Source organism: Ensifer sp. PDNC004 (assembly GCF_016919405.1).
Taxonomy (GTDB): Bacteria; Pseudomonadota; Alphaproteobacteria; order Rhizobiales; family Rhizobiaceae; genus Ensifer.
Window position 1 is genome coordinate 73,258 of the sequence record NZ_CP070354.1, and the last position, 18,701, is coordinate 91,958.

General features: G+C 60.9%; 20 protein-coding genes. 13 read left to right on the forward strand and 7 right to left on the reverse strand.

What is annotated here, in order from left to right; genetic code table 11:
• Position 1 precedes the first annotated feature (1 nt).
• The 3 genes from JVX98_RS28680 to JVX98_RS28690 all read left to right on the forward strand — a co-directional run bounded on the left by JVX98_RS28680 (position 2) and on the right by JVX98_RS28690 (position 3,268).
• Positions 2-1,060 (forward strand): response regulator, encoded by a 1,059-nt coding sequence (locus JVX98_RS28680; protein WP_192448995.1) that lies wholly within the window; start codon positions 2-4, stop codon positions 1,058-1,060.
• Positions 1,061-1,311: 251 nt separating this feature from the next.
• Positions 1,312-1,782 carry a GNAT family N-acetyltransferase gene (locus JVX98_RS28685; RefSeq protein ID WP_205239851.1) on the forward strand — a complete coding sequence of 157 codons (471 nt, stop codon included), beginning with the start codon at positions 1,312-1,314 and terminating at the stop codon, positions 1,780-1,782.
• Positions 1,783-1,969: 187 nt separating this feature from the next.
• Complete coding sequence (locus JVX98_RS28690; protein ID WP_205239852.1) at positions 1,970-3,268, forward strand: DUF763 domain-containing protein; 1,299 nt, start codon at positions 1,970-1,972, stop codon at positions 3,266-3,268.
• 182 nt (positions 3,269-3,450) lie between these two features.
• On the opposite strand, the gene JVX98_RS28695 is transcribed toward JVX98_RS28690, so the two are convergent.
• Together JVX98_RS28695 and JVX98_RS28700 are read right to left on the reverse strand one after the other, a co-directional pair.
• A complete protein-coding gene (locus JVX98_RS28695; RefSeq protein WP_205239853.1) occupies positions 3,451-4,560 on the reverse strand; it encodes an NAD(P)/FAD-dependent oxidoreductase in 1,110 nt (369 codons plus the stop codon).
• 239 nt (positions 4,561-4,799) lie between these two features.
• A complete protein-coding gene (locus JVX98_RS28700) occupies positions 4,800-5,690 on the reverse strand; it encodes an NAD(P)-dependent oxidoreductase (RefSeq protein ID WP_205239854.1) in 891 nt (296 codons plus the stop codon).
• 72 nt (positions 5,691-5,762) lie between these two features.
• Here JVX98_RS28700 and JVX98_RS28705 point away from each other — a divergent pair, with 72 nt between their 5' ends.
• From JVX98_RS28705 to JVX98_RS28715, 3 genes are all read left to right on the forward strand, one after another.
• Positions 5,763-6,329: a TetR/AcrR family transcriptional regulator gene (locus JVX98_RS28705; RefSeq protein ID WP_246810706.1), complete on the forward strand. Its 567-nt coding sequence runs from the start codon at positions 5,763-5,765 to the stop codon at positions 6,327-6,329.
• Positions 6,330-6,490: 161 nt separating this feature from the next.
• Positions 6,491-6,838: a helix-turn-helix transcriptional regulator gene (locus tag JVX98_RS28710; protein WP_205239855.1), complete on the forward strand. Its 348-nt coding sequence runs from the start codon at positions 6,491-6,493 to the stop codon at positions 6,836-6,838.
• Positions 6,831-7,334, forward strand: a complete 504-nt coding sequence (locus JVX98_RS28715; protein ID WP_043621604.1) for an SRPBCC family protein — start codon at positions 6,831-6,833, stop codon at positions 7,332-7,334. The genes JVX98_RS28710 and JVX98_RS28715 overlap by 8 nt, the downstream gene beginning before the upstream one ends.
• 593 nt (positions 7,335-7,927) lie before the next feature.
• Here JVX98_RS28715 and JVX98_RS28720 read toward each other — a convergent pair.
• Together JVX98_RS28720 and JVX98_RS28725 are read right to left on the reverse strand one after the other, a co-directional pair.
• Positions 7,928-8,761 carry a DUF1365 domain-containing protein gene (locus JVX98_RS28720; protein WP_205239856.1) on the reverse strand — a complete coding sequence of 278 codons (834 nt, stop codon included), beginning with the start codon at positions 8,759-8,761 and terminating at the stop codon, positions 7,928-7,930.
• Positions 8,762-8,780: 19 nt separating this feature from the next.
• Entirely contained in the window at positions 8,781-9,158 is a 378-nt protein-coding gene (locus tag JVX98_RS28725; RefSeq protein ID WP_205239857.1) for a DUF2147 domain-containing protein, read from the reverse strand.
• 112 nt (positions 9,159-9,270) lie between these two features.
• On the opposite strand from JVX98_RS28725, the gene JVX98_RS28730 reads away from it, so the two are divergent.
• A complete protein-coding gene (locus tag JVX98_RS28730; RefSeq protein ID WP_205239858.1) occupies positions 9,271-9,672 on the forward strand; it encodes a DUF2177 family protein in 402 nt (133 codons plus the stop codon).
• Between the two features lie 153 nt (positions 9,673-9,825).
• On the opposite strand, the gene JVX98_RS28735 is transcribed toward JVX98_RS28730, so the two are convergent.
• Together JVX98_RS28735 and JVX98_RS28740 are read right to left on the reverse strand one after the other, a co-directional pair.
• Complete coding sequence (locus JVX98_RS28735; RefSeq protein WP_192449005.1) at positions 9,826-10,479, reverse strand: ChrR family anti-sigma-E factor; 654 nt, start codon at positions 10,477-10,479, stop codon at positions 9,826-9,828.
• Positions 10,476-11,246, reverse strand: coding sequence for a sigma-70 family RNA polymerase sigma factor (locus JVX98_RS28740; protein ID WP_246765108.1), 771 nt, complete (start codon positions 11,244-11,246; stop codon positions 10,476-10,478). The genes JVX98_RS28735 and JVX98_RS28740 overlap by 4 nt, the downstream gene beginning before the upstream one ends.
• Here JVX98_RS28740 and JVX98_RS28745 point away from each other — a divergent pair.
• Positions 11,246-12,649, forward strand: coding sequence for an NAD(P)/FAD-dependent oxidoreductase (locus JVX98_RS28745; protein ID WP_205239859.1), 1,404 nt, complete (start codon positions 11,246-11,248; stop codon positions 12,647-12,649). The genes JVX98_RS28740 and JVX98_RS28745 overlap by 1 nt on opposite strands.
• Here the strand turns inward: JVX98_RS28745 and JVX98_RS28750 are convergent.
• Complete coding sequence (locus tag JVX98_RS28750; protein WP_192449006.1) at positions 12,627-13,592, reverse strand: magnesium and cobalt transport protein CorA; 966 nt, start codon at positions 13,590-13,592, stop codon at positions 12,627-12,629. The genes JVX98_RS28745 and JVX98_RS28750 overlap by 23 nt on opposite strands.
• A 445-nt stretch (positions 13,593-14,037) precedes the next feature.
• Here JVX98_RS28750 and JVX98_RS28755 point away from each other — a divergent pair, with 445 nt between their 5' ends.
• The 5 genes from JVX98_RS28755 (at position 14,038) to JVX98_RS28775 (ending at position 18,679) form a co-directional block, all read left to right on the forward strand.
• Entirely contained in the window at positions 14,038-14,430 is a 393-nt protein-coding gene (locus tag JVX98_RS28755; protein WP_205239860.1) for a RidA family protein, read from the forward strand.
• Positions 14,431-14,566: 136 nt separating this feature from the next.
• Positions 14,567-15,565, forward strand: a complete 999-nt coding sequence (locus tag JVX98_RS28760; protein ID WP_192449008.1) for a DctP family TRAP transporter solute-binding subunit — start codon at positions 14,567-14,569, stop codon at positions 15,563-15,565.
• A gap of 80 nt (positions 15,566-15,645) precedes the next feature.
• Positions 15,646-16,122 (forward strand): TRAP transporter small permease, encoded by a 477-nt coding sequence (locus JVX98_RS28765; RefSeq protein ID WP_205239861.1) that lies wholly within the window; start codon positions 15,646-15,648, stop codon positions 16,120-16,122.
• Positions 16,119-17,399: a TRAP transporter large permease gene (locus JVX98_RS28770; RefSeq protein ID WP_205239862.1), complete on the forward strand. Its 1,281-nt coding sequence runs from the start codon at positions 16,119-16,121 to the stop codon at positions 17,397-17,399. Before JVX98_RS28765 ends, JVX98_RS28770 begins: the two co-directional genes overlap by 4 nt.
• 35 nt (positions 17,400-17,434) lie before the next feature.
• On the forward strand, positions 17,435-18,679 hold the full coding sequence (locus tag JVX98_RS28775) for a Zn-dependent hydrolase (RefSeq protein ID WP_205239863.1): 1,245 nt from the start codon (positions 17,435-17,437) through the stop codon (positions 18,677-18,679).
• Positions 18,680-18,701 lie beyond the last annotated feature (22 nt).

Sequence of the window (18,701 nt, forward strand, 5' to 3'; positions counted from 1 at the left end):
TATGGAGCCCGTCCCGTTTCTACTGGTCGATGACCTCGAGGAAAACCTCCTGTCGCTGGAGGCGCTGCTTCGCCGCGACGATCGCCTCCTCATGAAAGCGCGGTCCGGTGATCAGGCGCTTGAGATCCTGCTTCGACAAGACGTAGCGCTCGCGCTCGTCGATGTTCAGATGCCAGGTCTCGACGGTTTCGAACTTGCCGAGCTGATGCGCGGCAACGAGCGCACGCGGCACATTCCCATCATTTTCGTGACGGCCGGTATCGCAGACGGCCAACGCCGATTTCGCGGCTACGAAGCTGGCGCGGTGGACTTCATTCAAAAGCCGATTGAACCGGACGTCCTGGCCAGCAAGATCAACGTGTTCTTCGAACTTTACCGGCAGCGGCAGCAACTTGCCGCCCAACGAGATGAACTCGCTGCCCAGGCGCAGGCGCTCAAACAGGCAGCGGAGCACAAGGATATTCTGCTGCGGGAAATCAATCACCGGATCAAGAACCTGTTCAGCCTCACCGCCGGGTTGATCTCGGTCAGTGCCAGGCAAGCCGAAACCGTCTCCGATCTCGAGGCTGATCTGCGGTCGCGGCTGCACGCGCTGTCTCGCGCTCACGAGCTTACACTGCCCGAGCTTGTTCGGGAGGACAATCGTGCAGAGATTGCGACGACGGTTGTAGCCCTGTTGAAGGCAATCGTTGCACCACACGACCACGCTCACGGTTCTCGTGTCATGATATCCGGATCGGATGCTCCGCTCGGCGACAAGGCACTGACGTCCCTTGCGCTCCTTCTGCACGAGCTGACCACCAACGCTGTCAAATATGGCGCCCTTTCCGTACCCGCGGGGCAACTGACCATCGACGTTTCGACCATCGACGAGGAACTTCACGTCAAGTGGAGTGAACACGGCTCACATCCGTTATCCGAGAGTTCCGAAAGGACGGGATTTGGCACGACGCTGGAGAAAGCGGCCGTTCTGGGGCTGAACGGATCGCTGGTGCGAAATTGGCGGACCGACGGACTTTGTCTGGCGCTTCGCATACCGCTGGCAAGCCTCAACAACTGAGATCTGCATCGCCTCGTTGCCGGGCTGCTTACGCCTTAAAGTCGCGACCGGTGAGGGGCAGCAACGCGTTGTCGTTTCGACTGGGATCGAGTAGCGTCGCGCTCAACCGCAGGAGAAGGCCTATGATTGCCGTTGAGTTGTTCCCAAAATCGTTGGCCGCAGCGGTGCGTGCGTTGATGTCGTCAGGTTCGGCATAGATAAGCGCGCTCACTGTTCGGCTTTGGACACCTGACAGATCAGAAAGCCGAAAAATGCTCATCGAAGCAATTGATGATGATTTCATCGCGATGCCTGGAGGCGTCGTGCGCGAAGGCCTGTACCTTGCCGCAGATACTGTGATCGCTCCGCCAGAGGTGATGGAAATGCTGCGCAACCTCGCTTTCGAAACAAGGCGAAGTTTTGCCCCGTCGGCTTGGTGGATCGTACATGATGGCGAGATCGTTGGTCTTTGCTCTGTGATACGGGTTTCGCCCGAAGGCGATCTCCATATCGGTTACGGGGTCGCGCCAAGTCGCCAAGGCCGCGGTTTTGCGACCAAGGGTGTGCGCCAGATGCTTGAATGGGCGTTGCATGATCCGCGGGTCACGCACGTCTCGGCAGAAACGGGCACGGAAAACGTGGCCTCTCAGCGCGTACTTGAAAGCAATGGCTTCCTGCGTACGGGGGAGCGCATTGATGCCGATGATGGTCACGTGATCTGCTGGCAAATCCAGGTAGCTTGAGGCAAACGGGTGACGCTCCAGGGGAATCTCCTGGAGCGTCATGCCCGATACGGTCTCAGCGTTTGTTCTCGCTACCGCCAGTTCGAAGTGCTGCGTTCAAGGTCGTTCGTGTTCTGAATTCCGCGGGCTGGAACATTCACAGAACTTTGCTCTGTCGCAACGCCTGTAAGCGGCCTATAAGACACGAATGGTTCAGCGAGCTGGAAGTGCAGATCTCCCTCTTCATGGCGGCAGGGTTCCTCCTTGGCTCGGAGACCGCATGACGAAGCTCGGGACGATCATCGCCGAAGCCATCGTCATCGAATATGGCCGTGACGAGTTTCTGCGTCGGCTGGCCCATCCTTTCTGGTTCCAGTCCTTCGGCTGCGTCATGGGCATGGATTGGCACTCTTCCGGCATCACGACCAGCGTCATCGGCGCTCTCAAGCGTGGTCTGGCTTCTCGTTCCCGGGATCTCGGGATAAGCGTCTGCGGTGGCCGCGGGCGGCATTCGCGGCAGACGCCCGACGAACTGATTGCCATCGGCAACCGCGTCGGCTTCGATGGTGCCGGGCTTGCTGACACCAGCCGGCTTGTTGCAAAAGTCGACAGCGCGGCTGTCCAGGATGGCTTCGATCTCTACCTTCACGGCTTCATCGTTGCCGATGACGGCAAATGGGTGGTGGTGCAGCAGGGCATGAACGGCGATAAACGCCAGGCCCGGCGCTATCATTGGTTCTCCGAAGGTGTTTCGAGTTTCGTCAACTCTCCCCATGCAGCGATCGAAGGAAGAGGGCAGGGGGAAATCGTCAATCTCGCAGACAAGCGGGCCGCCGCCTCGCGCAATGGGCAGCTTGATCTTTTGGCGTCGCTTGGGCCGGACCGAATTGTCCGGGAAGTCGTTGCTCTGGATCCAAAGGGAAGGTCGAGAAAGGTTGATCAGCCTTTGCTCCCGCATCTCGTGATGCCGGCGCACCACGATGTGCGGGAGGAAAACGTCAACATGCGACGGCTGCATGCGACACTTTCTGCGGCCGCCGATCGCGGCCCCGAAGATTTCGAGCAGCTGTTGATGGTTCCGGGCGTCGGTGCCCGCACGGTCAACGCGCTCGCGATGGTGGCGGAGGTCGTCCACGGCGCCCCTTGCCGTTTCGCCGACCCGGCGCGGTTTTCGCTTGCCCATGGAGGCAAGGATCGCCATCCGTTTCCCGTGCCGCTCAAGGTCTATGACCACACGATTGCGGTCATGCGATCGGCAGTGACGAAGGCGCGGCTGGGACTTGGCGAGGAGCTGGAGGCGCTGAGGCGTCTGGACGACCAGGCACGGCAGCTCGAGAGATACGCCACTGGCCCGGACCTTAAGGAAATCGTTGCCGGAGAGTTTCACCGTTCGCCCGAATTGGGCGGCCGCAGCGTGTTTGGATTTGAGAAAACAGAGGGACCGGCGAGCGAGCCGAAGCAACTGGATCCGACATACCGGCGAGACGGCCGTCGTCAAACACGCTGAAAGTCGCTTGGCCGGCATCGACGGTTTCGTCGGCGTTCCCAAAATCGATCGGCGCGCGTGTCCTTTCGACTTCGGAGTCGATGGATGATGCCACGCGAGCGCTGGTTTTGGACGCGGCTAGACGAACCGGGTAGCCCGCCTCATTTGCGCACACTTTCCACCATCGCACACATTCGCAGCAATTACCTTACGCGGCTTTGTCGCTCGATGTTGGCGGTCACCGCGGCCGCCTCTCGGCCGATTTCCCGGAGCAGGCCGGTGACTGGATTGTGGAAGCCGACCAGATAAAGGCCGAGTTCGGCGGACTGCCGCGTGACGCCGCTTGTTCCGGGGCGAAGGTTCGCAGGCAGAAATTTCTCGAAACTTGGCCGGTAGCCGGTGGCAAGGATGACGTTGTCGAACTCTGCCTGTCTGCCAGAAACAAAGATGACGCCGCGCTCGGTGAAACGCGTGATGGCAGGTGCCACCTTGATGTTGCCGGACTTGATCGCTGCAACAGTGCCGACATCGATGACCGGGATGTGCCCGGCAGCGACCTGCTCAAGGATGCCATGCTTTGGTCTGACGATGCCGAATTCTTCAGGCTTGCCCAGCGCAAAGTCGAGAATGATCGGGAAAAACGCGTCGTTCACCGCTCGCGGCAGCAACCGGGTGGCCATTGCAACCATCTGGATCGGTACGCCGAAGAGCTGTCTCGGCACAATGTGGACGCCGTTGCGTACCGACAGGGTCGGCCGGGCGCCGAACTCGGCAAGGTCGAGCGCAATCTCGGCCCCGGTGTTGCCCATGCCGATCACCAGTACCGATTGGCCAACGAAGGGGGTGGCATCGGCATAGTCAGCGCTATGCAACAGGCTGCCGGCGAAGGTCCCCATTTCGGGCAGATTGGGAACGACGGGCTCGGCATTGTTGCCGCTGGCGATGACGACGTGGCGAGCGGACACGGTTTTCGTGCCGGTCTCGACGAGGTAGTTGCCGTTCTCGCGGCGGATGGAGTTGACCGTCTCGCCGAAGTGCGGCCGGAGCGCGAAACGCGCGGCGTAGGCGTCGAGATACTCGACCATCTTTTCGCGCGGCACGTAGCGCGGATAGTCCTCCGGGAATGGCATGTGCGGCAACGAGGAGAACGCCTTGACCGTATGCAGGTGCAGGCGCCGATAATGACGTCGCCAGGCCGGCGCGATCTCGCGCGCCTTTTCAAGGATAATGAAATCGAGACCCGCCCGTGTCAGGCAGGCGCCGACCGCGAGGCCTGCGGGCCCGGCGCCGACGATCACAACATTGGTGTTCACGCGAAGGCCACTCCCACCAACGAAGATTATTTCGGTAAAGGCTGCAGAACAAGTGGCAGGTCGCCGCCTTTAGGAGCTTTCGGTCGATGCGCCCTGATCGCGAGCCGTCAACTGTGACGGGGCGCAACACAGGGTGGCATCATAGACATTGCCAGTCGCGGACGCAGCCGGGCAGGTGAGGGCGAGGCCCTGATCACTCGCCCTCATGTCTCGATTGGCCACCGGCTAGCTCGCATCCGCTACGCGTCGCGGTGGCTATTGCTTGTGGGCCGGATGACCTTGATCACGGCGCCATGCTGTTGGGCGCCCGCGCCGGCATCCTGGGCCTGCTGAAAGATATCGGCCGCCAGCCGTGGAAACGCGTTGCTGATCCCGGTACGCTCTGCATATTCGGCGAGCCAGCCGAGGTCGGCGGAAATCGTCTTGATGGTAGCCTCGGCGCTGTCGAAGCGGTTTTCGGCCATGGCCTTGCCCATCCTCAGCATGTCGTCAGCAAACATTGGCGCGATCTCAGCCATCATGTCGCCAAACACGGCCGGATCGATGCCTTCTGCTTCGCATACAGCGGCACCGTGGACAAAGCCGAGCCAGTGTCCGGCAAAGTACGCGAGGCCGGCATTGGCCAGCGTCGCCGGGTGGCCAATGTTCGTACCTGCATAGTTGATGTTGCCGGCCAGTGTCCTGAGCAAAGGCTCAGCGGCGGCAAACGCTTTCTCGGAACCGGCGACTGTGATTGCGGCCTCCGGACCGCCGATCTGGCGTGGCCAGGCAGCGATGGCGCCGTCAATATAACGCGCGCCGTGGTCTCTGATCCAGCCATCGAACGAGCGGGCATGGTCAGGTGTGCCGGAGCTGAGCTGGATCACCAATTTTCCCTCGAGCGCTTCCCGGGCTACAGGTTCGTCGAGGAGCGACAGTGTTGCCGCATAATCCGAGAGGCAGATCACGGTCACCGGACTGGCTTTTAATACCTCGGCGACTGTGTCGGCAGCTGTCGCGCCGAGTGCAATCAGCGGAGGAGCCTTCGACATGTTGCGGTTCCAGACCGTCACGCCGTTGCCGGCACCGACCAGGGCCCGCGCCAACGCGCTGCCCATTTCTCCGAGCCCCACTACGCTGACATCGCTCATCACGCATTCCTTCCTTGATTTTATTTCCTACAAAATGTAACTTACAAAATGTAGAAAGCAAGTGGAGCGAGAATGGCGAAGATGCCCAAGGATCAGCGGCGTGAGCAGTTGATCGATTTGGCGATGGAGATCGTCCGGGACAAGGGGGCGGACGAACTGACCCTTGCGACACTGGCTGCACGCGCCGGCGTCAGCCGCCCCGTCACCTATGAGCACTTTGCCACGCGGCCGGGCTTGTTGCTGGCTCTGTTCCAGCGCCTAGAAGACAACTACGCTGAAAAACTGCGACAGGCTCTTGCCGCGGCTCCCGGGGATTTGCAGGCGTTGGCCGACGTGATGAGCCGCGCATATTTCAACTGTCTCGCCGATGTCGGTGCCGAGGCACCAGCCATCTCGGCGGCACTCAAAGGCACCGACGAGATGGCGGCGCAACAAAGAGCCATGATCGATGAATACGTGCAAATCATGTGCGGAGCGCTGCGCGTTCACTCCAGCCTCACGGATGAGCAGCTTAGCCTGCGCTGCGTCGGTATCTTGGGCGCAGCCGAAGCGATGGCAGGCGAAGCCCGAACGGTGCAGACACTGGCAGATGAAGCGGTTGCCGCATTGGGCGCGATGATCGTTGGAAGCGTCGTTTAGTGCACGTCGTCGGGCATTCGGCCCAGTCTCGGCCCTACGAGGCAAGCCAGCGCAAGATTTCGCGCCTGCTGAGGCGCCCCCGATCGGGCGGAAGCGTCAAGCACGCGGACGCGCTCCGAGACGCTTGCGCTTCGCGCGCCGGTAGGGTAAAACTGAACTGAATGGTTCAGTATATAGGTTCCCCTCTCGATCTTTCGTTCGCGGCGCTATCCGACGCGACCCGCCGCGGGATCATCGATCAGCTTGGGCGAGGGGAGGCGTCGATCACGAGTCTCGCGGACCAGTTCCACATGACGCTGACCGGCATGAAGAAGCACGTCCATGTTCTCGAGCGGGCCGGCCTCGTCGTCACGCAAAAGGTCGGGCGGGTGAGAACCTGCAAGCTTGGGAAGGACGGTCTTCAGGCGGAGGCCGAGTGGATCGAGGCGCACCGCAAGCTCTTTGAGGCTCGCTTCGAGGCACTGGACGAAATCATCGACGAACTGAAACGGGAGGTAGGCGATGAATGAGCAAGTTAACGACGCAGCTGGCGCGCAGAACCGCACGTCGGTCGAGCGCAAGGGGGACCGCGAGCTCGTCGTAACGCGGACATTTGATGCGTCACCGAGCACGGTTTTCAGGGCATGGAGCCAGCCTGAATTGTTCCAGCGCTGGTGGGTGCCGAAGTCGGCACCCGGCATCTTGCTCGTCTCGTGCGAAATGGATGTGCGTACCGGCGGCAAATATCGACTGGAATTCGGCGCTGGCGGTTCGGACACAATGGCCTTCTACGGCAAGTATCTCGAGGTGGTGCCGAACGAGCGCATCGTCTGGACCAACGATGAGGGCGAAGAAGGTGCGGTCACAACCGTAACCTTTAAGGGTCAGGGCGAGAAAACGCTGCTGACATTCCACGAGATCTATCCTTCGAAGGAGGCGCTCGAGGAAGCTTTACAGGGCTCGGCGACCGCATTGCCGGAGCAGATGGAGCAGCTCGACGCATTGCTTTCTGAACGAGGAGAGTAGCACAGGTCCATTCGCCTAGGTGGAGGATTGCTGGACGGCCTCAATCAGCCTTTAACGCCGGCGCGGAGGCTCAAGCCCCCGTCCAAGCGTAAAGAAATGGTGGTCTGCTTCGCATCTGAGGGGCGGTCATCCACGCATGCTCGCCAATCTAACCGATCATCGAAACGAGGCCGCCCGCGGGGAAGTGTAATTCCAATCAGCTAGATACACTTCTATCGGGCGAATTGCGCTCATTTGGCGCCATTGTAACCTGAAATCGTGCGGTTGCGGCAGGCGACGACCCCTGTTGCGGCAGCATGTAGTCCAACTGGAGCCTCTTCGTTATCAGAAGAGGCCCCTTTTTGGAGCGCGTGGCGGAGTTCAGCCAACTTAGGGGCGCGGCGACGATCCGCGGCGTCTTGATGGGTGACCGAGCGGAACGAATTCGTATGCGACACCAAGCATAGGCGCTGGCGCCATGACGGCTCACCCAAACGCGTCGGAGGGGCTGGCCCGGCGGCGCCATTGTGCTGATAGGGAGCGTAGGTTTCTTCGATCCGTTGCCAGCCGCTGGGGATAGAAAACGATGTTGCCAGCCTCCGGTCTGCGCCACTTCAAGGGCTCCCGGTCTCATCACCAAAGCTCGCGGATGCTGGCGGCGGTGGACTGCGACGGAAACGGGCACCCTTCAGCCACAGCTTGAGCGCTTCCCAATGGATACCGGCAATGACCTTCAGCGTCATGAAGGGAAAACGCACGAGGGCGCGAACGAGATTGGCGTCGGAGACGCAAGCCGCTTTGCCATTGAACGTTGCGGCCAAAATAGGCGTGTTTCCCGCGGTCTCGTGGATGCGCAGCCGCACGGCTTTTCCCGGAGGCAATACCCGGAAATGGTAGCGCAGGCCCATGTCCATGAAGGGTGAAACATGTAAGATCTTCGTGCGGCTCTGGCGAATGCCGGCCGCGCTCTCTTCGCCGGGCAACACCGGGGCGACATAGCTGTGCCGTTCGCCGAAGGTGTTGCGCACAGCATAGACGATGGCAATCAGCTTTCCTTGCGCGTCATAGGCGAAATAGGTGGAAAGCGGATTGAACGCGTAGCCAAACATCCGCGGGAACGCGAGCAGCAAGATGCGCTCTGCCGGCGTTGCAATTCCCGCCTTGGCCAACAGGCGATCGGCGAACGCCCGCACGGTTTCTTTCTCCTGCTCGACGTGATCCCGCGTGTGAAAGGACAGGACGCCGGGCCGGTCGACGGAGAGCAGATTCGTCATGCGGCCGAGCTCTTCCAGTCGATCGATGTCGACGAGCAGGGAGAAGACGGAATAGGTGAAGCGGTGGCCGAAGGGGCTCAGCCGCTGATGCATGACCTTTCCGCAGTAGAGGATTCCCGCCGCTTCGGAAGGCGGCCCGTTTTCCGTCATACAAGAAATCCTCTGGTGGGTCATTTGAGCCTGCCTGCGGCCGTCACTGTGCGGGCGCCCAATGCACGTCCCGGCAAAGGATGCCGCCGAGAATGCATCCGCGCGTCACCAGTGATTTGTCCAAGACGACCACGGTTATCGAATAGGTCCTGTTGCGTTTGGGATCGTAGGCCGTTCCGGCGAGCGTATCGGCCGTTTTCTGCGTGAGCGACATCACGAGACGATCACCGGCCTCCTCGCCCTTGCTCGTATCGCCTATCCAAAGGTTGGTGGCGCAGATATTGGTGCCGCATGGCGCGATGCGTACGCGGGCATTGCCGTCGTCGCGCATCCAGACTCCGCTTGGGTCGGTCGGTTGCTGGGCGGCCGCAGATGCGGCGAGTGTCGAGAAGGCAAGGGCTGTCAGAAGAGTGATTTTCATCGCGTATCCTCCATCTCTTTCATACGCGACAGAAAGGCGAATGGTTCACTCTGAGGTGATCCGAAGAGGCGGAGAAGGCGTAAAAGCCGAAAGAGACCACCGGAGTTTCGGCATGAAGACCGCATTGATCGCCTATTTTGCCGTCGGCATCGCGTTCCTTGTCGTTGATGCCATTTGGCTGACGACCATGGCCGACACGCTTTACCGACCTTTGCTGGGCGACAGGCTCGAACCGGCGTTCAAGCTCGCGCCTGCCATTTCTTTCTACCTCATCTATGTGGCGGGTATCGTCTTCTTCGCGGTCCTGCCGGCGCTTCAGGGCGGCGGAGTGGGAAAGGCAGCCCTCAACGGTGCAGTGCTCGGGATTGTCGCCTATTCCACATACGATCTGACGAACCAGGCCACCCTGCGCGATTGGCCGCTGGCGGTAACGCTCGCTGACATTCCCTGGGGCGCCTTCGTGACAGCGGTCGGCGCGTCAACCGGATTTCTGGTCGCCAACCGCTTCGGCTGATCGTTCGGCCTCGGCGAGGCGGTTCGAAAAACAAGCGCGACAAACCCCGTCAGCATCGCAGCACTAGCCGGCCAGCACGGACAGCCATGCAAGCATCATCGCAAGGGAAAGGGCGGCAGCGAGCAGGAGGAAGAAGGCTGCCGGTACCATGGCTCAGATCCCGAAGATTGGCTGCAGCATCCGTCCGATCATCCCCTTGAAGCGCATCTTTCCTTCCATGGCAGCAAGACAAACGCATTCATCGTCCTGGTCGACGATCGGTTGGTGCTCCACGTCCTCGTCCATTTCGGCAAGATCGCCGGGTTGAAAGGTTCCGAACCGGTCTGTGTAGGAGCCCGAGACGATGAAGGTGAACTCGGTACCGACATGCCCGTGATCGGGCAGGGCCCGGCCGGGCCCAACCTTCAGGAGAATGAGATTGGCGTCGGGATCGTGCGGCACTTCGACCCGGCTCATCTTCATGCCCGGGCCGATCCAGCGCCAGCGTCCGATATCGCAACCGCGCAGTGCCTCCGGAAGCACAACGCCGTCGATCTCAAGCGGAGCGAGGGGACGCGTTGCGGGCGCGTCGATCGCTTCCTCCGCTTCGATGAGCGCAAGGACGTCGCTCAGTGCGGTCGCCGAAAGAGAGGTCGGAGACGTATCTTCGAGGAGTGCCCCACCCAATGCCTGATATTCACCGACGCGCGCACGACAGGCGGTACATTGCGCCAGATGGGCTTCAACAACGATTGCCGGTCCCGCAGCGAGGGTGCCGGCGGCAAAGCGCATCAGGGTCTCATCCGTTGCGTGGTGATTGGCGGTCATGTCTGGTCTTCCAAAAGCGTGCGGAGGCGGTTGATCGCCAGGCGTGTTCGCGATTTCACGGTGCCGAGCGGAACGCCCAGTTCCGCGGCTATGTCGCTCTGTGATTTCTCGCTGAAATAGCAAAGGCGGATTATCGTCTGCTGCTCGGCCGAGAGTTCTGCGAGCGCGCGACGGACCCGCTCATCGCGCTCGGCGCCAAGGACGTGTTCTTCGACGGAAGCAGGCATCTCCTCCGGATCGGGTGGCAGCTTTGACGGATCGCGCTGGCGGCGCAGATGATCGATGCGAATGTTGCGGGCGATCGTAAAGATCCATGTCGCAACGCCGGCGCGCGCGGGGTCGAAGTAGGAGGACTTGCGCCAGACGTTCAGCATCGTCTCCTGTACGAGATCCTCTGCCATACCCGATGAAACGGTCAACCGTAGGAAGTATGTCTTCAATCGCGGCCCAAAGTGCTGAAAGACCAGCGCAAAGGCCTGGCGGTCCCGGTCGCGCGAGACGGCCTTGATAAGGTCGATCAGCTCTTCGGGGGTCGGCGCCTGCCGGTTTTCAATGAGGCTCACCATGGCGTACCGCTTTGGCGGCGTGCCATTTCCAGCCTTTTCGTCGATGTCAGTCGAGCTACCATACATGCGCCTTTTTACGCGGCGGTTGCTTCTGCGGATCACCGGCTCGGAATTATTGAACGACGGTGATCCGGACGGGCTCCGCACGCGTAGAATTACAGAAACTATGAGACAAATCGACAGCGGCAGGAAGGTTTCCAATGCGCCATATTTCGCGGTCCGACCGGCCCCTCAAAGTCGCCGTGGTGGGCACGGGTATCGCTGGTCTTTCCGCTGCCTGGCTGCTGTCTCAGCGTCATGAGGTGACGGTGTTTGAGGCAGACGACCGCATCGGCGGGCACTGCCACACGGTGGACGCGGATGGCGCGGCGGTCGATACCGGCTTTATCGTCTATAACGAACTGACCTATCCGAACCTGACGGCACTGTTTCGTCACCTTGATGTGCCGACGAAGGCCTCGGACATGTCCTTTGCCGTCTCTATGGATGACGGCCTTCTCGAATACTCGGGAACCAGCCTCGCCGGTCTTTTCGCGCAGCGCAGGAATCTTGCGAGTCCGCGCTTCTGGTCGATGCTGCGCGATCTGGTGCGTTTCTACAGGGAGGCGCCGGAGGGCGTGCGGGACCTCGACCCCTCGGCGAGCCTCGACGACTACCTCAATGGTGCGGGCTTTGGAACAGCCTTCCGCGAGGATCATCTCTATCCGATGGCAGCCGCGATCTGGTCGACGCCGGCGCTCGAGATCGGCAACTATCCCGCGGTTTCCTTCGTCCGGTTTTGTGAAAACCACGGTCTCCTGAAGTTCTTTCGCCGCCCTGTCTGGCGGACCGTTGATGGTGGCAGCCGCGCCTATGTCGAACGGCTTACCGCTTCCTTTCGCGATCGCATCCGTTTGAAAGCGCCCGTGACGGCGATCCGACGGCTGAACGGCGCGGTAGAGATAACGGTGCCAGGCGCGGAACCGGAATGGTACGACCACGTCGTGATTGGCGCCCATGCCGACCACGCGCTCGGGCTTCTGATCGACCGTTCGAAACGAGAGGCCGAGACCTTGGGCGCCTTTTCCTATGGGGTGAACGAAACAATTCTTCATAGCGACGAGAGCCTGATGCCGCAGCGAAATCGCGTCTGGGCGAGCTGGAACTACCTGGCGCGCTCGGGTCGCGAGGGCGGCGAGCGGCGCAAGCCCTGCGTGACCTACTGGATGAACAGGCTTCAAGGCATTGAGAGCCGGCGCCCGCTCTTCGTGACGCTCAGCCCGCTGCATCCGCCGGAAGAGCACAAGGTGTTCTGGCGCGGCTTCTATCAGCATTCGCTCTTTAACGCGGCCACCCTTGCGGCACAGAAGCAGCTTTGGTCGCTGCAAGGGCAGTCCAATACCTGGTTTTGCGGTTCGTATTTCGGTTCAGGTTTCCACGAGGATGCCATCCAGGCAGGGCTCGCTGTGGGCGAAGCCCTCGGCGGCATCCAACGACCTTGGACGGCGTCCGGACTTTCGGACCGAATTTTCCGGAGCGCGCAACCTGTCTTCGACGTGACGTTGGCGGGGCATGCGGCGGAGTTGCAAGGCGGCGCGGCCCTTACAGCCAGCCCGACCTCTTGAACCGCCAGTAGAGGATTGAGCAAAGCGTCGCAATGACACCGAGGACGGCAAAGTAGCCGTAGCGGGTCGCAAGCTCCGGCATGTGCTCGAAGTTCATCCCATAGATGCCGGCAATGGCGGTCGGCACGGCAAGGATTGCCGCCCAGGCTGCAAGCTGCCGTGTGATGGTGCCTTGGCGCTGCTGCTCCAGGAGATTGGACGCTTCGAACACGGATGTCATGATCTCGCGAAGGCCGCCGACCAGGCCTTCCACACGTCTCACATGGTCAAGAACATCTTTGAAGAAGGGCTTGGCATTGTCGTCGATGCAGGGCAGCTCGAAATGGGTGAGCTTCCCCGCCACCTCTCCCATCGGCCCGAGCACCCGCTGAAAGCGGATGACGTGGCGGCGCATGCGGAAGATGCGCCTGATCTGCTCGGGCTGCAGGAAGGACACAAGGACGTGTTTCTCGAGCTCCAGAACCTTATCCTCGAGCGTCTCGACGACGGGCAAATAGCCGTCAACGACAAAGTCGATAATGCCGTGCAGGACGTAGTCCGGGCCGTGCTCAAGGAACTTCGGCGACTGTTCCAGCTGTTGGCGCAACTCCTTATGGGAGCGGGCAGACCCATGGCGAACAGAAATCAGGTGATGTTTCCCCACGAAAATGCAGGTTTCGCCGTAGGTGATCTTGTCACCCTCAAGCTGGGCGGTTTTGACGATGACGAACAACTGATCGCCGTAGATGTCCACCTTCGGCACCTGATTGCCGCTGAGGGCGTCTTCGACCGCGAGCGGATGAAGAGCGAACATGGCCTGAAGATCGGCCATTTCCTCCTTTGTCGGCTCAGTCAACCCGATCCAGGCGAAGTCGTCACCTGATGCTTCGAATGGCTTGGCGGCAAGCGGGATTTCTTCGGCGCGCTTGCCCGAACGATACATGTAGGAGGCGACGACTGGCATGTCAGTGTTCCGGAGTTGCTTTGGGCCTGTGCGGCGGACCTGTCGTGATCTGAGCGCAGCGAGATCGGTGAGGGGCTATCTGTATCCAACCGGGTCATGGTTTGCGCAAGGGGCATAGTCGGGATGATTCCAGATTTAAACGCGGCTTCTCCTGCCGCTCGACCGCTCGGTGTCTGACCATGCTCGACGACTGGGTCAGCGCCTGACGGCCAGCGGCGGCGTCATCGGGGAGGACGGTCGGCCAGGCAAGCCGCCTCCCGCTTCGGGGTGGGGCGAGCGGAACCGGCGATCGCGGCCGAAGTCGGCCATGGCCGTGGACGTGACTTATGGATGTCGAGCGCCGCTTGGTCGCGTTTGGCGCTCTGCCCATGTGGTCCCCATCGCCTCGAGGCTATGCAATAAGACACGAACGCTATCTGCAGCCAGGCAAGGAGAACGACGAAGCATGAAGCATGAACTTATTGAAATTCCTGTGATTTCGGAAGCGATCCGAAAACTCGGTGCGCCCACGTCTGCTCTCTCTCGTGTCGATGGACTTCTCTACACCTGCGGAATGCCGCCAATCGATCTCAAGACGGGGGAAATCGTCAGAGGTGATATCGCGATCCAGACGCGCGCCTGCCTGGAGGCACTGTCCTTTACGCTCCGGCACGCCGGGTCGTCGCTTGATAACGTCTTCAAATCACTTGTTTTTATCACAGACAATGCTTTGGCCGGTGAAATGAACGCGGTGTATCGGGAGTACTTCCCCGACCGATTTCCAGCTCGAAGCTGCGTCGCGATCAAGCCCTGGGCGCTGTTCGACATCGAGATCGAGTGCATTGCAACGATTGGATGAGGCGAGCGATTGCCACAGAAAATTGCGTTGCGTCGCATAAGCAGACGCAATGCTTTCCATTGGGACTGGCTATTTGTCTATGGTCGGTCCTGTCTGCCTAATGTGCCCAGAACAAATGCAACAAAAAGAGGGTGCAATGAAACTGGGCATTTCGAAGATTTCGCGCGGTCTGGCCGCGACGATGATGGCAGGCATCATCGGTCTTTCCACTCACTCCGCCGCGATGGCCGAAACCACGATCCGTCTTGGGCACGTGCTTGCCGATACGCACAGCTGGCATAAGGCTTCCACTGACTTCGCCAAGGAAGTGGCCGAAAAGACCGAGGGCCGCGTGAAGATCGAAATCTTCCCCTCGGGCCAGATTGGCACGGAGAAGGAAGTCATCGAGGGCATGCAGATCGGCACGGTCCAGGCCGGTCTGATCGGCAGTGGTTCCTTCCAGTTCGTCGAGCCGAAGTTCGGCATCATTGAAATGCCTTACGCCTGGACCAGTCGCGAGCAGGCGTTTGCAGCGCTCGATGGCAAGCTGGGTACGACGCTTGCCGATCTGCTTCGTCCCAAGGGCATCGAGGTGCTTGCCTGGTGGGAAAACGGTTTCCGCAATATTACCAACAGCAAGCATCCGATCACCAAGCCTGCTGACCTTGCTGGCATCAAGATCCGCGTGACGCCGGACAAGGTGCGGCTCGCCACATTCGAACTGCTCGGCGCGCAGCCGGCACCGCTCGCGTTCGGTGAACTCTATTCGGCCCTGCAGCAGGGCGTTTTCGACGCCCAGGAGAACCCGCTGTCGATCATCGACGCTTCGTCCTTCTTCGAAGTGCAGAAGTACGTTTCGATGACCGGCCATATCTGGGGTGCGGCCTGCCTCACGGTATCGAGCATGACCTGGGCCCAGATTTCGCCCGAGGATCAGGCGATCGTCAAGGATGCGGCCGTCAAGTGGGGCAATGCCCAGCGCCAGATGGTTGCCGACAACGAGGTCGCGTTGATCGAGAAGCTCAAGTCGAAGGGCATGGAATTCAACGAAGTCGACAAGGCCGCCTTCGTCGAGGCGCTGAAGCCGATCTGGGAGAACGAAAAGGACGTTTTCGGTCCCGAGTTGCTCGCCATCATGGACAGCTACCGCAAGTGACGCATTCCGTCCTGCCCGCCACCGGCGGGCAGGACGGCGCGTTTCACCGGCCCGTCCTTCTGACACCAGCGAGATCTTCCATGCAAAGTCAACCAATGCCGCAATCGCGCATTGCCACTGCCATCGACAGGGCAGCAGGCACCATTGGTGGCCTGGCAATCGCCACCTTTACCGCCATCATCGTCTATGTCGTCATCTGCCGATATGCGTTCTCCTTTACCCCGCGCTGGTCGGAAGAAATTCCACGCCTGCTGCTCGTCTGGGTAACATTCATCGGCGCGATCTCGGCGTTCGTGCGCAACACACATCTGTGCGCGGGCCTTACGGATCTCATCGTCGCGCCGGGCCGGCTGCGCGCCATTCTTGCGCTGCTTGCGCGCGTTTCCGCCTTGCTGTTCCTGGCGGTCGTCTTCTGGTCTGGATGGAAGATCACGGCACTCACCTGGTCGCACGAAACGACGGTGCTGAGCTGGCCTGCCGGCCTCGTCTATCTCTCCCTTCCGGTCACCGCCGCTCTCGCCTTCGTCGCCCTTCTCGCCATGGAGCTTCGCAAATGAGCCTGGCGCTTATCGTTCTCTTTCTCGTCTTCGTCCTGCTTCTGCTCATCGACGCGCCGATTGTGATCGCGCTTGCCCTGTCTTCGGTCGCCTATCTCTTGGTGGGCGACGCACTTCCGGTGATGGTGGTCGCGCAGCGCATGGTTGCCGGTATCGACAGCTTTACGCTGCTTGCCATTCCCTTGTTCCTGCTCGCCGGCCTGCTGATGGTGCATGGGGGCCTTGCACCGCGGATCGTCAATCTCTGTGCGGCTGTCGTCGGCCAGCGCACCGGCGGTCTTGCGATCGTGATGATCGCTGCCTGCATGATGTTCGGATCGCTCTCCGGTTCGGGCGTCGCCGATGTGGTCGCGATCGGTTCGATGCTGCTGCCGTCGATGAAGGAACGCGGATACGATCCGGGCTTCTCCGCTGCGGGCCTCGGCTGCGCCGGATCGCTCGGCACGGTCATTCCGCCGTCGATCGTGCTCATCGTCTACGGCACGGCAACCGGCACGTCCATCGGCCAGTTGTTCATCCACTCCATCGGCCCTGGCATCTTGCTCGGACTCGGTTTGATGGTTGTTGCCTGGTGGATCTCGCGCAAGAACGGCTGGAAGGGCGGCGAGCCCTTTAGCTGGGGCCGGCTGTCAGAGGCGCTGCGTGAATCCGTACTGGCGCTGCTTGCACCCGTGATCATCGTCGGTGGCATCCGCTTCGGTATCTTCACGCCGACGGAAGCTGCAGGCATCGGCGTCGCCTATGCGCTTCTTGTGGGTACATTGGTCTACCGCCGACTTTCGCTCGAAAAGGTCTTCACGCTTCTGCGCGACACGACGGAGATGACCGGTTCGATCCTCATCGTCATAGCCGCCGCTTCGGTCTTCGGCTGGATCCTTACGGTCGAGCAGGTGCCGCAACTCGTGGTCAACGCCATTACCGGCGCGACCGAAAGTGCCACCGTCGCCTTGATGCTGATGATGCTCGCGGTTCTGGTGCTCGGAACGTTCATGGAATCGATCGCGATCATCCTCATCCTGGCGCCAGTCTTCCTGCCGGTGCTCAGGGCATTCGAGATCGATCCGGTCTATTTCGGCGTGCTGCTCACGATTAACCTGGCGATCGGCGCGAACACGCCACCGCTCGGGATCGACCTTATGGCCGCCTGCCGCACCGGGGGCATACCGATGTCCGCCTCCTTCCGCTATCTCCTGCCGTTCATCGGCGTCATGACGCTCATCATGTTCCTGCTTGTCCTGTTCCCGGGCCTTATGACGCTGATGTCGTTCGGCATGTGATGAGACCCTCCGCAATCGCATCTGAAAGGTGAACCATGTCGTTCGCAGCCAATACCCGTGTCGATATCGATCGCTTCTGGTCGACCATCGAAAGCTCCGCCGAGATCGGTCAGGGCAGGCCGGGGGGCCTTGCCCGTCTGACATTGACGGATGCCGACCGCCAGATGCGCGACCTTTTCGTTACCTGGTGCCGGGACGCGGGACTGAGTGTCGAGATCGACGAACTTGGAAACATCTTCGGCCGTCGGGAAGGACTTGATCCTTCCTTGCCGCCCGTCCTGATCGGCAGCCATCTCGACACCCAGATCAACGGTGGTCGCTTCGATGGCATCGCGGGCGTCCTTGCTGGGCTTGAGGTCATCCGCACGCTCAACGATGCCGGCCACGTCACTCGCCGTCCGATCGTTGTCGTCGATTGGACGAACGAGGAAGGTGCGCGGTTCTCGCCGCCCATGGTGGCGTCCGGCTGCTTCGTCGGCGCTTATGAGGCTGACTGGGTACGCAATCTGATCGCCGATGACGGTGCGCGCTTCGGCGATGAACTGGAGCGCATCGGCTACAATGGCAACCGGCCGTGTCGTGGCGGTGAGATCGACGCCTACTATGAGCTGCACATCGAACAGGGCCCCATCCTTGATCTTGAGGGGCGCGACGTCGGCGTGGTCACCGGCGGCTACCCAAGCTACGGCATGCGGGTGCGCTTCGAAGGCAAAACCGCGCATACGGGGCCGACGCCAATGGATCTGCGGCGCAACGCGCTGATCGCCGGGGCCCGTTGGCTGACCGCGGTGGACGATATCGGGTGGGACTTTGCCGTCGGCGACGGTAAGGCGACGGGCGCAAGGCTTGCCGCCTGGCCGAACAAGCCGGGCATCCTCTCCGACACCGCGCAAGCCATCTGCGACGTGCGACATCCTGATCCAGCGACAGCACGCGTGATGGGCGAAAAGATGCGCCGTGCAATCTTCGAAAGCGCTGCCCGCGCGGGTTGCGAGGCGGTGATCGAGGATGAGTGGTTTTGGGGCGGCGACATTTTCGACCGGTCCATGGTTGACGGCATCCGGTCTCAAGCCGTCCGCATGGACTATGATTGGCGCGATATCCAGTCTCAGGCCGGGCACGATGCCTATTTCCTTGCGCGCCACTGCCCGACAGCGATGATCTTCACGCCCTGCAAGGGAGGCATCACGCACAACAACGAGGAAGACTGCGACCGTGACGATCTGGCGCCGGGCCTCAACGTCCTTCTCCATTCGGTTGTTGCACGGGCCGACCGCTGACCCTTGAGCTAGGGGGCGCCCT

What these genes read in the sequence shown, in the direction of transcription:
- JVX98_RS28680 (WP_192448995.1), top strand. Translation starts at nt 2, where the DNA reads ATGGAGCCCGTCCCGTTTCTACTGGTCGATGACCTCGAGGAAAACCTC.
- JVX98_RS28685 (WP_205239851.1), top strand. Translation starts at nt 1,312, where the DNA reads ATGCTCATCGAAGCAATTGATGATGATTTCATCGCGATGCCTGGAGGC.
- JVX98_RS28690 (WP_205239852.1), top strand. Translation starts at nt 1,970, where the DNA reads ATGGTTCAGCGAGCTGGAAGTGCAGATCTCCCTCTTCATGGCGGCAGG.
- JVX98_RS28700 (WP_205239854.1), bottom strand. Translation starts at nt 5,690, where the DNA reads ATGAGCGATGTCAGCGTAGTGGGGCTCGGAGAAATGGGCAGCGCGTTG.
- JVX98_RS28705 (WP_246810706.1), top strand. Translation starts at nt 5,763, where the DNA reads ATGGCGAAGATGCCCAAGGATCAGCGGCGTGAGCAGTTGATCGATTTG.
- JVX98_RS28710 (WP_205239855.1), top strand. Translation starts at nt 6,491, where the DNA reads ATGGTTCAGTATATAGGTTCCCCTCTCGATCTTTCGTTCGCGGCGCTA.
- JVX98_RS28715 (WP_043621604.1), top strand. Translation starts at nt 6,831, where the DNA reads ATGAATGAGCAAGTTAACGACGCAGCTGGCGCGCAGAACCGCACGTCG.
- JVX98_RS28720 (WP_205239856.1), bottom strand. Translation starts at nt 8,761, where the DNA reads ATGACCCACCAGAGGATTTCTTGTATGACGGAAAACGGGCCGCCTTCC.
- JVX98_RS28725 (WP_205239857.1), bottom strand. Translation starts at nt 9,158, where the DNA reads ATGAAAATCACTCTTCTGACAGCCCTTGCCTTCTCGACACTCGCCGCA.
- JVX98_RS28730 (WP_205239858.1), top strand. Translation starts at nt 9,271, where the DNA reads ATGAAGACCGCATTGATCGCCTATTTTGCCGTCGGCATCGCGTTCCTT.
- JVX98_RS28735 (WP_192449005.1), bottom strand. Translation starts at nt 10,479, where the DNA reads ATGACCGCCAATCACCACGCAACGGATGAGACCCTGATGCGCTTTGCC.
- JVX98_RS28745 (WP_205239859.1), top strand. Translation starts at nt 11,246, where the DNA reads ATGCGCCATATTTCGCGGTCCGACCGGCCCCTCAAAGTCGCCGTGGTG.
- JVX98_RS28750 (WP_192449006.1), bottom strand. Translation starts at nt 13,592, where the DNA reads ATGCCAGTCGTCGCCTCCTACATGTATCGTTCGGGCAAGCGCGCCGAA.
- JVX98_RS28755 (WP_205239860.1), top strand. Translation starts at nt 14,038, where the DNA reads ATGAAGCATGAACTTATTGAAATTCCTGTGATTTCGGAAGCGATCCGA.
- JVX98_RS28760 (WP_192449008.1), top strand. Translation starts at nt 14,567, where the DNA reads ATGAAACTGGGCATTTCGAAGATTTCGCGCGGTCTGGCCGCGACGATG.
- JVX98_RS28765 (WP_205239861.1), top strand. Translation starts at nt 15,646, where the DNA reads ATGCAAAGTCAACCAATGCCGCAATCGCGCATTGCCACTGCCATCGAC.
- JVX98_RS28770 (WP_205239862.1), top strand. Translation starts at nt 16,119, where the DNA reads ATGAGCCTGGCGCTTATCGTTCTCTTTCTCGTCTTCGTCCTGCTTCTG.
- JVX98_RS28775 (WP_205239863.1), top strand. Translation starts at nt 17,435, where the DNA reads ATGTCGTTCGCAGCCAATACCCGTGTCGATATCGATCGCTTCTGGTCG.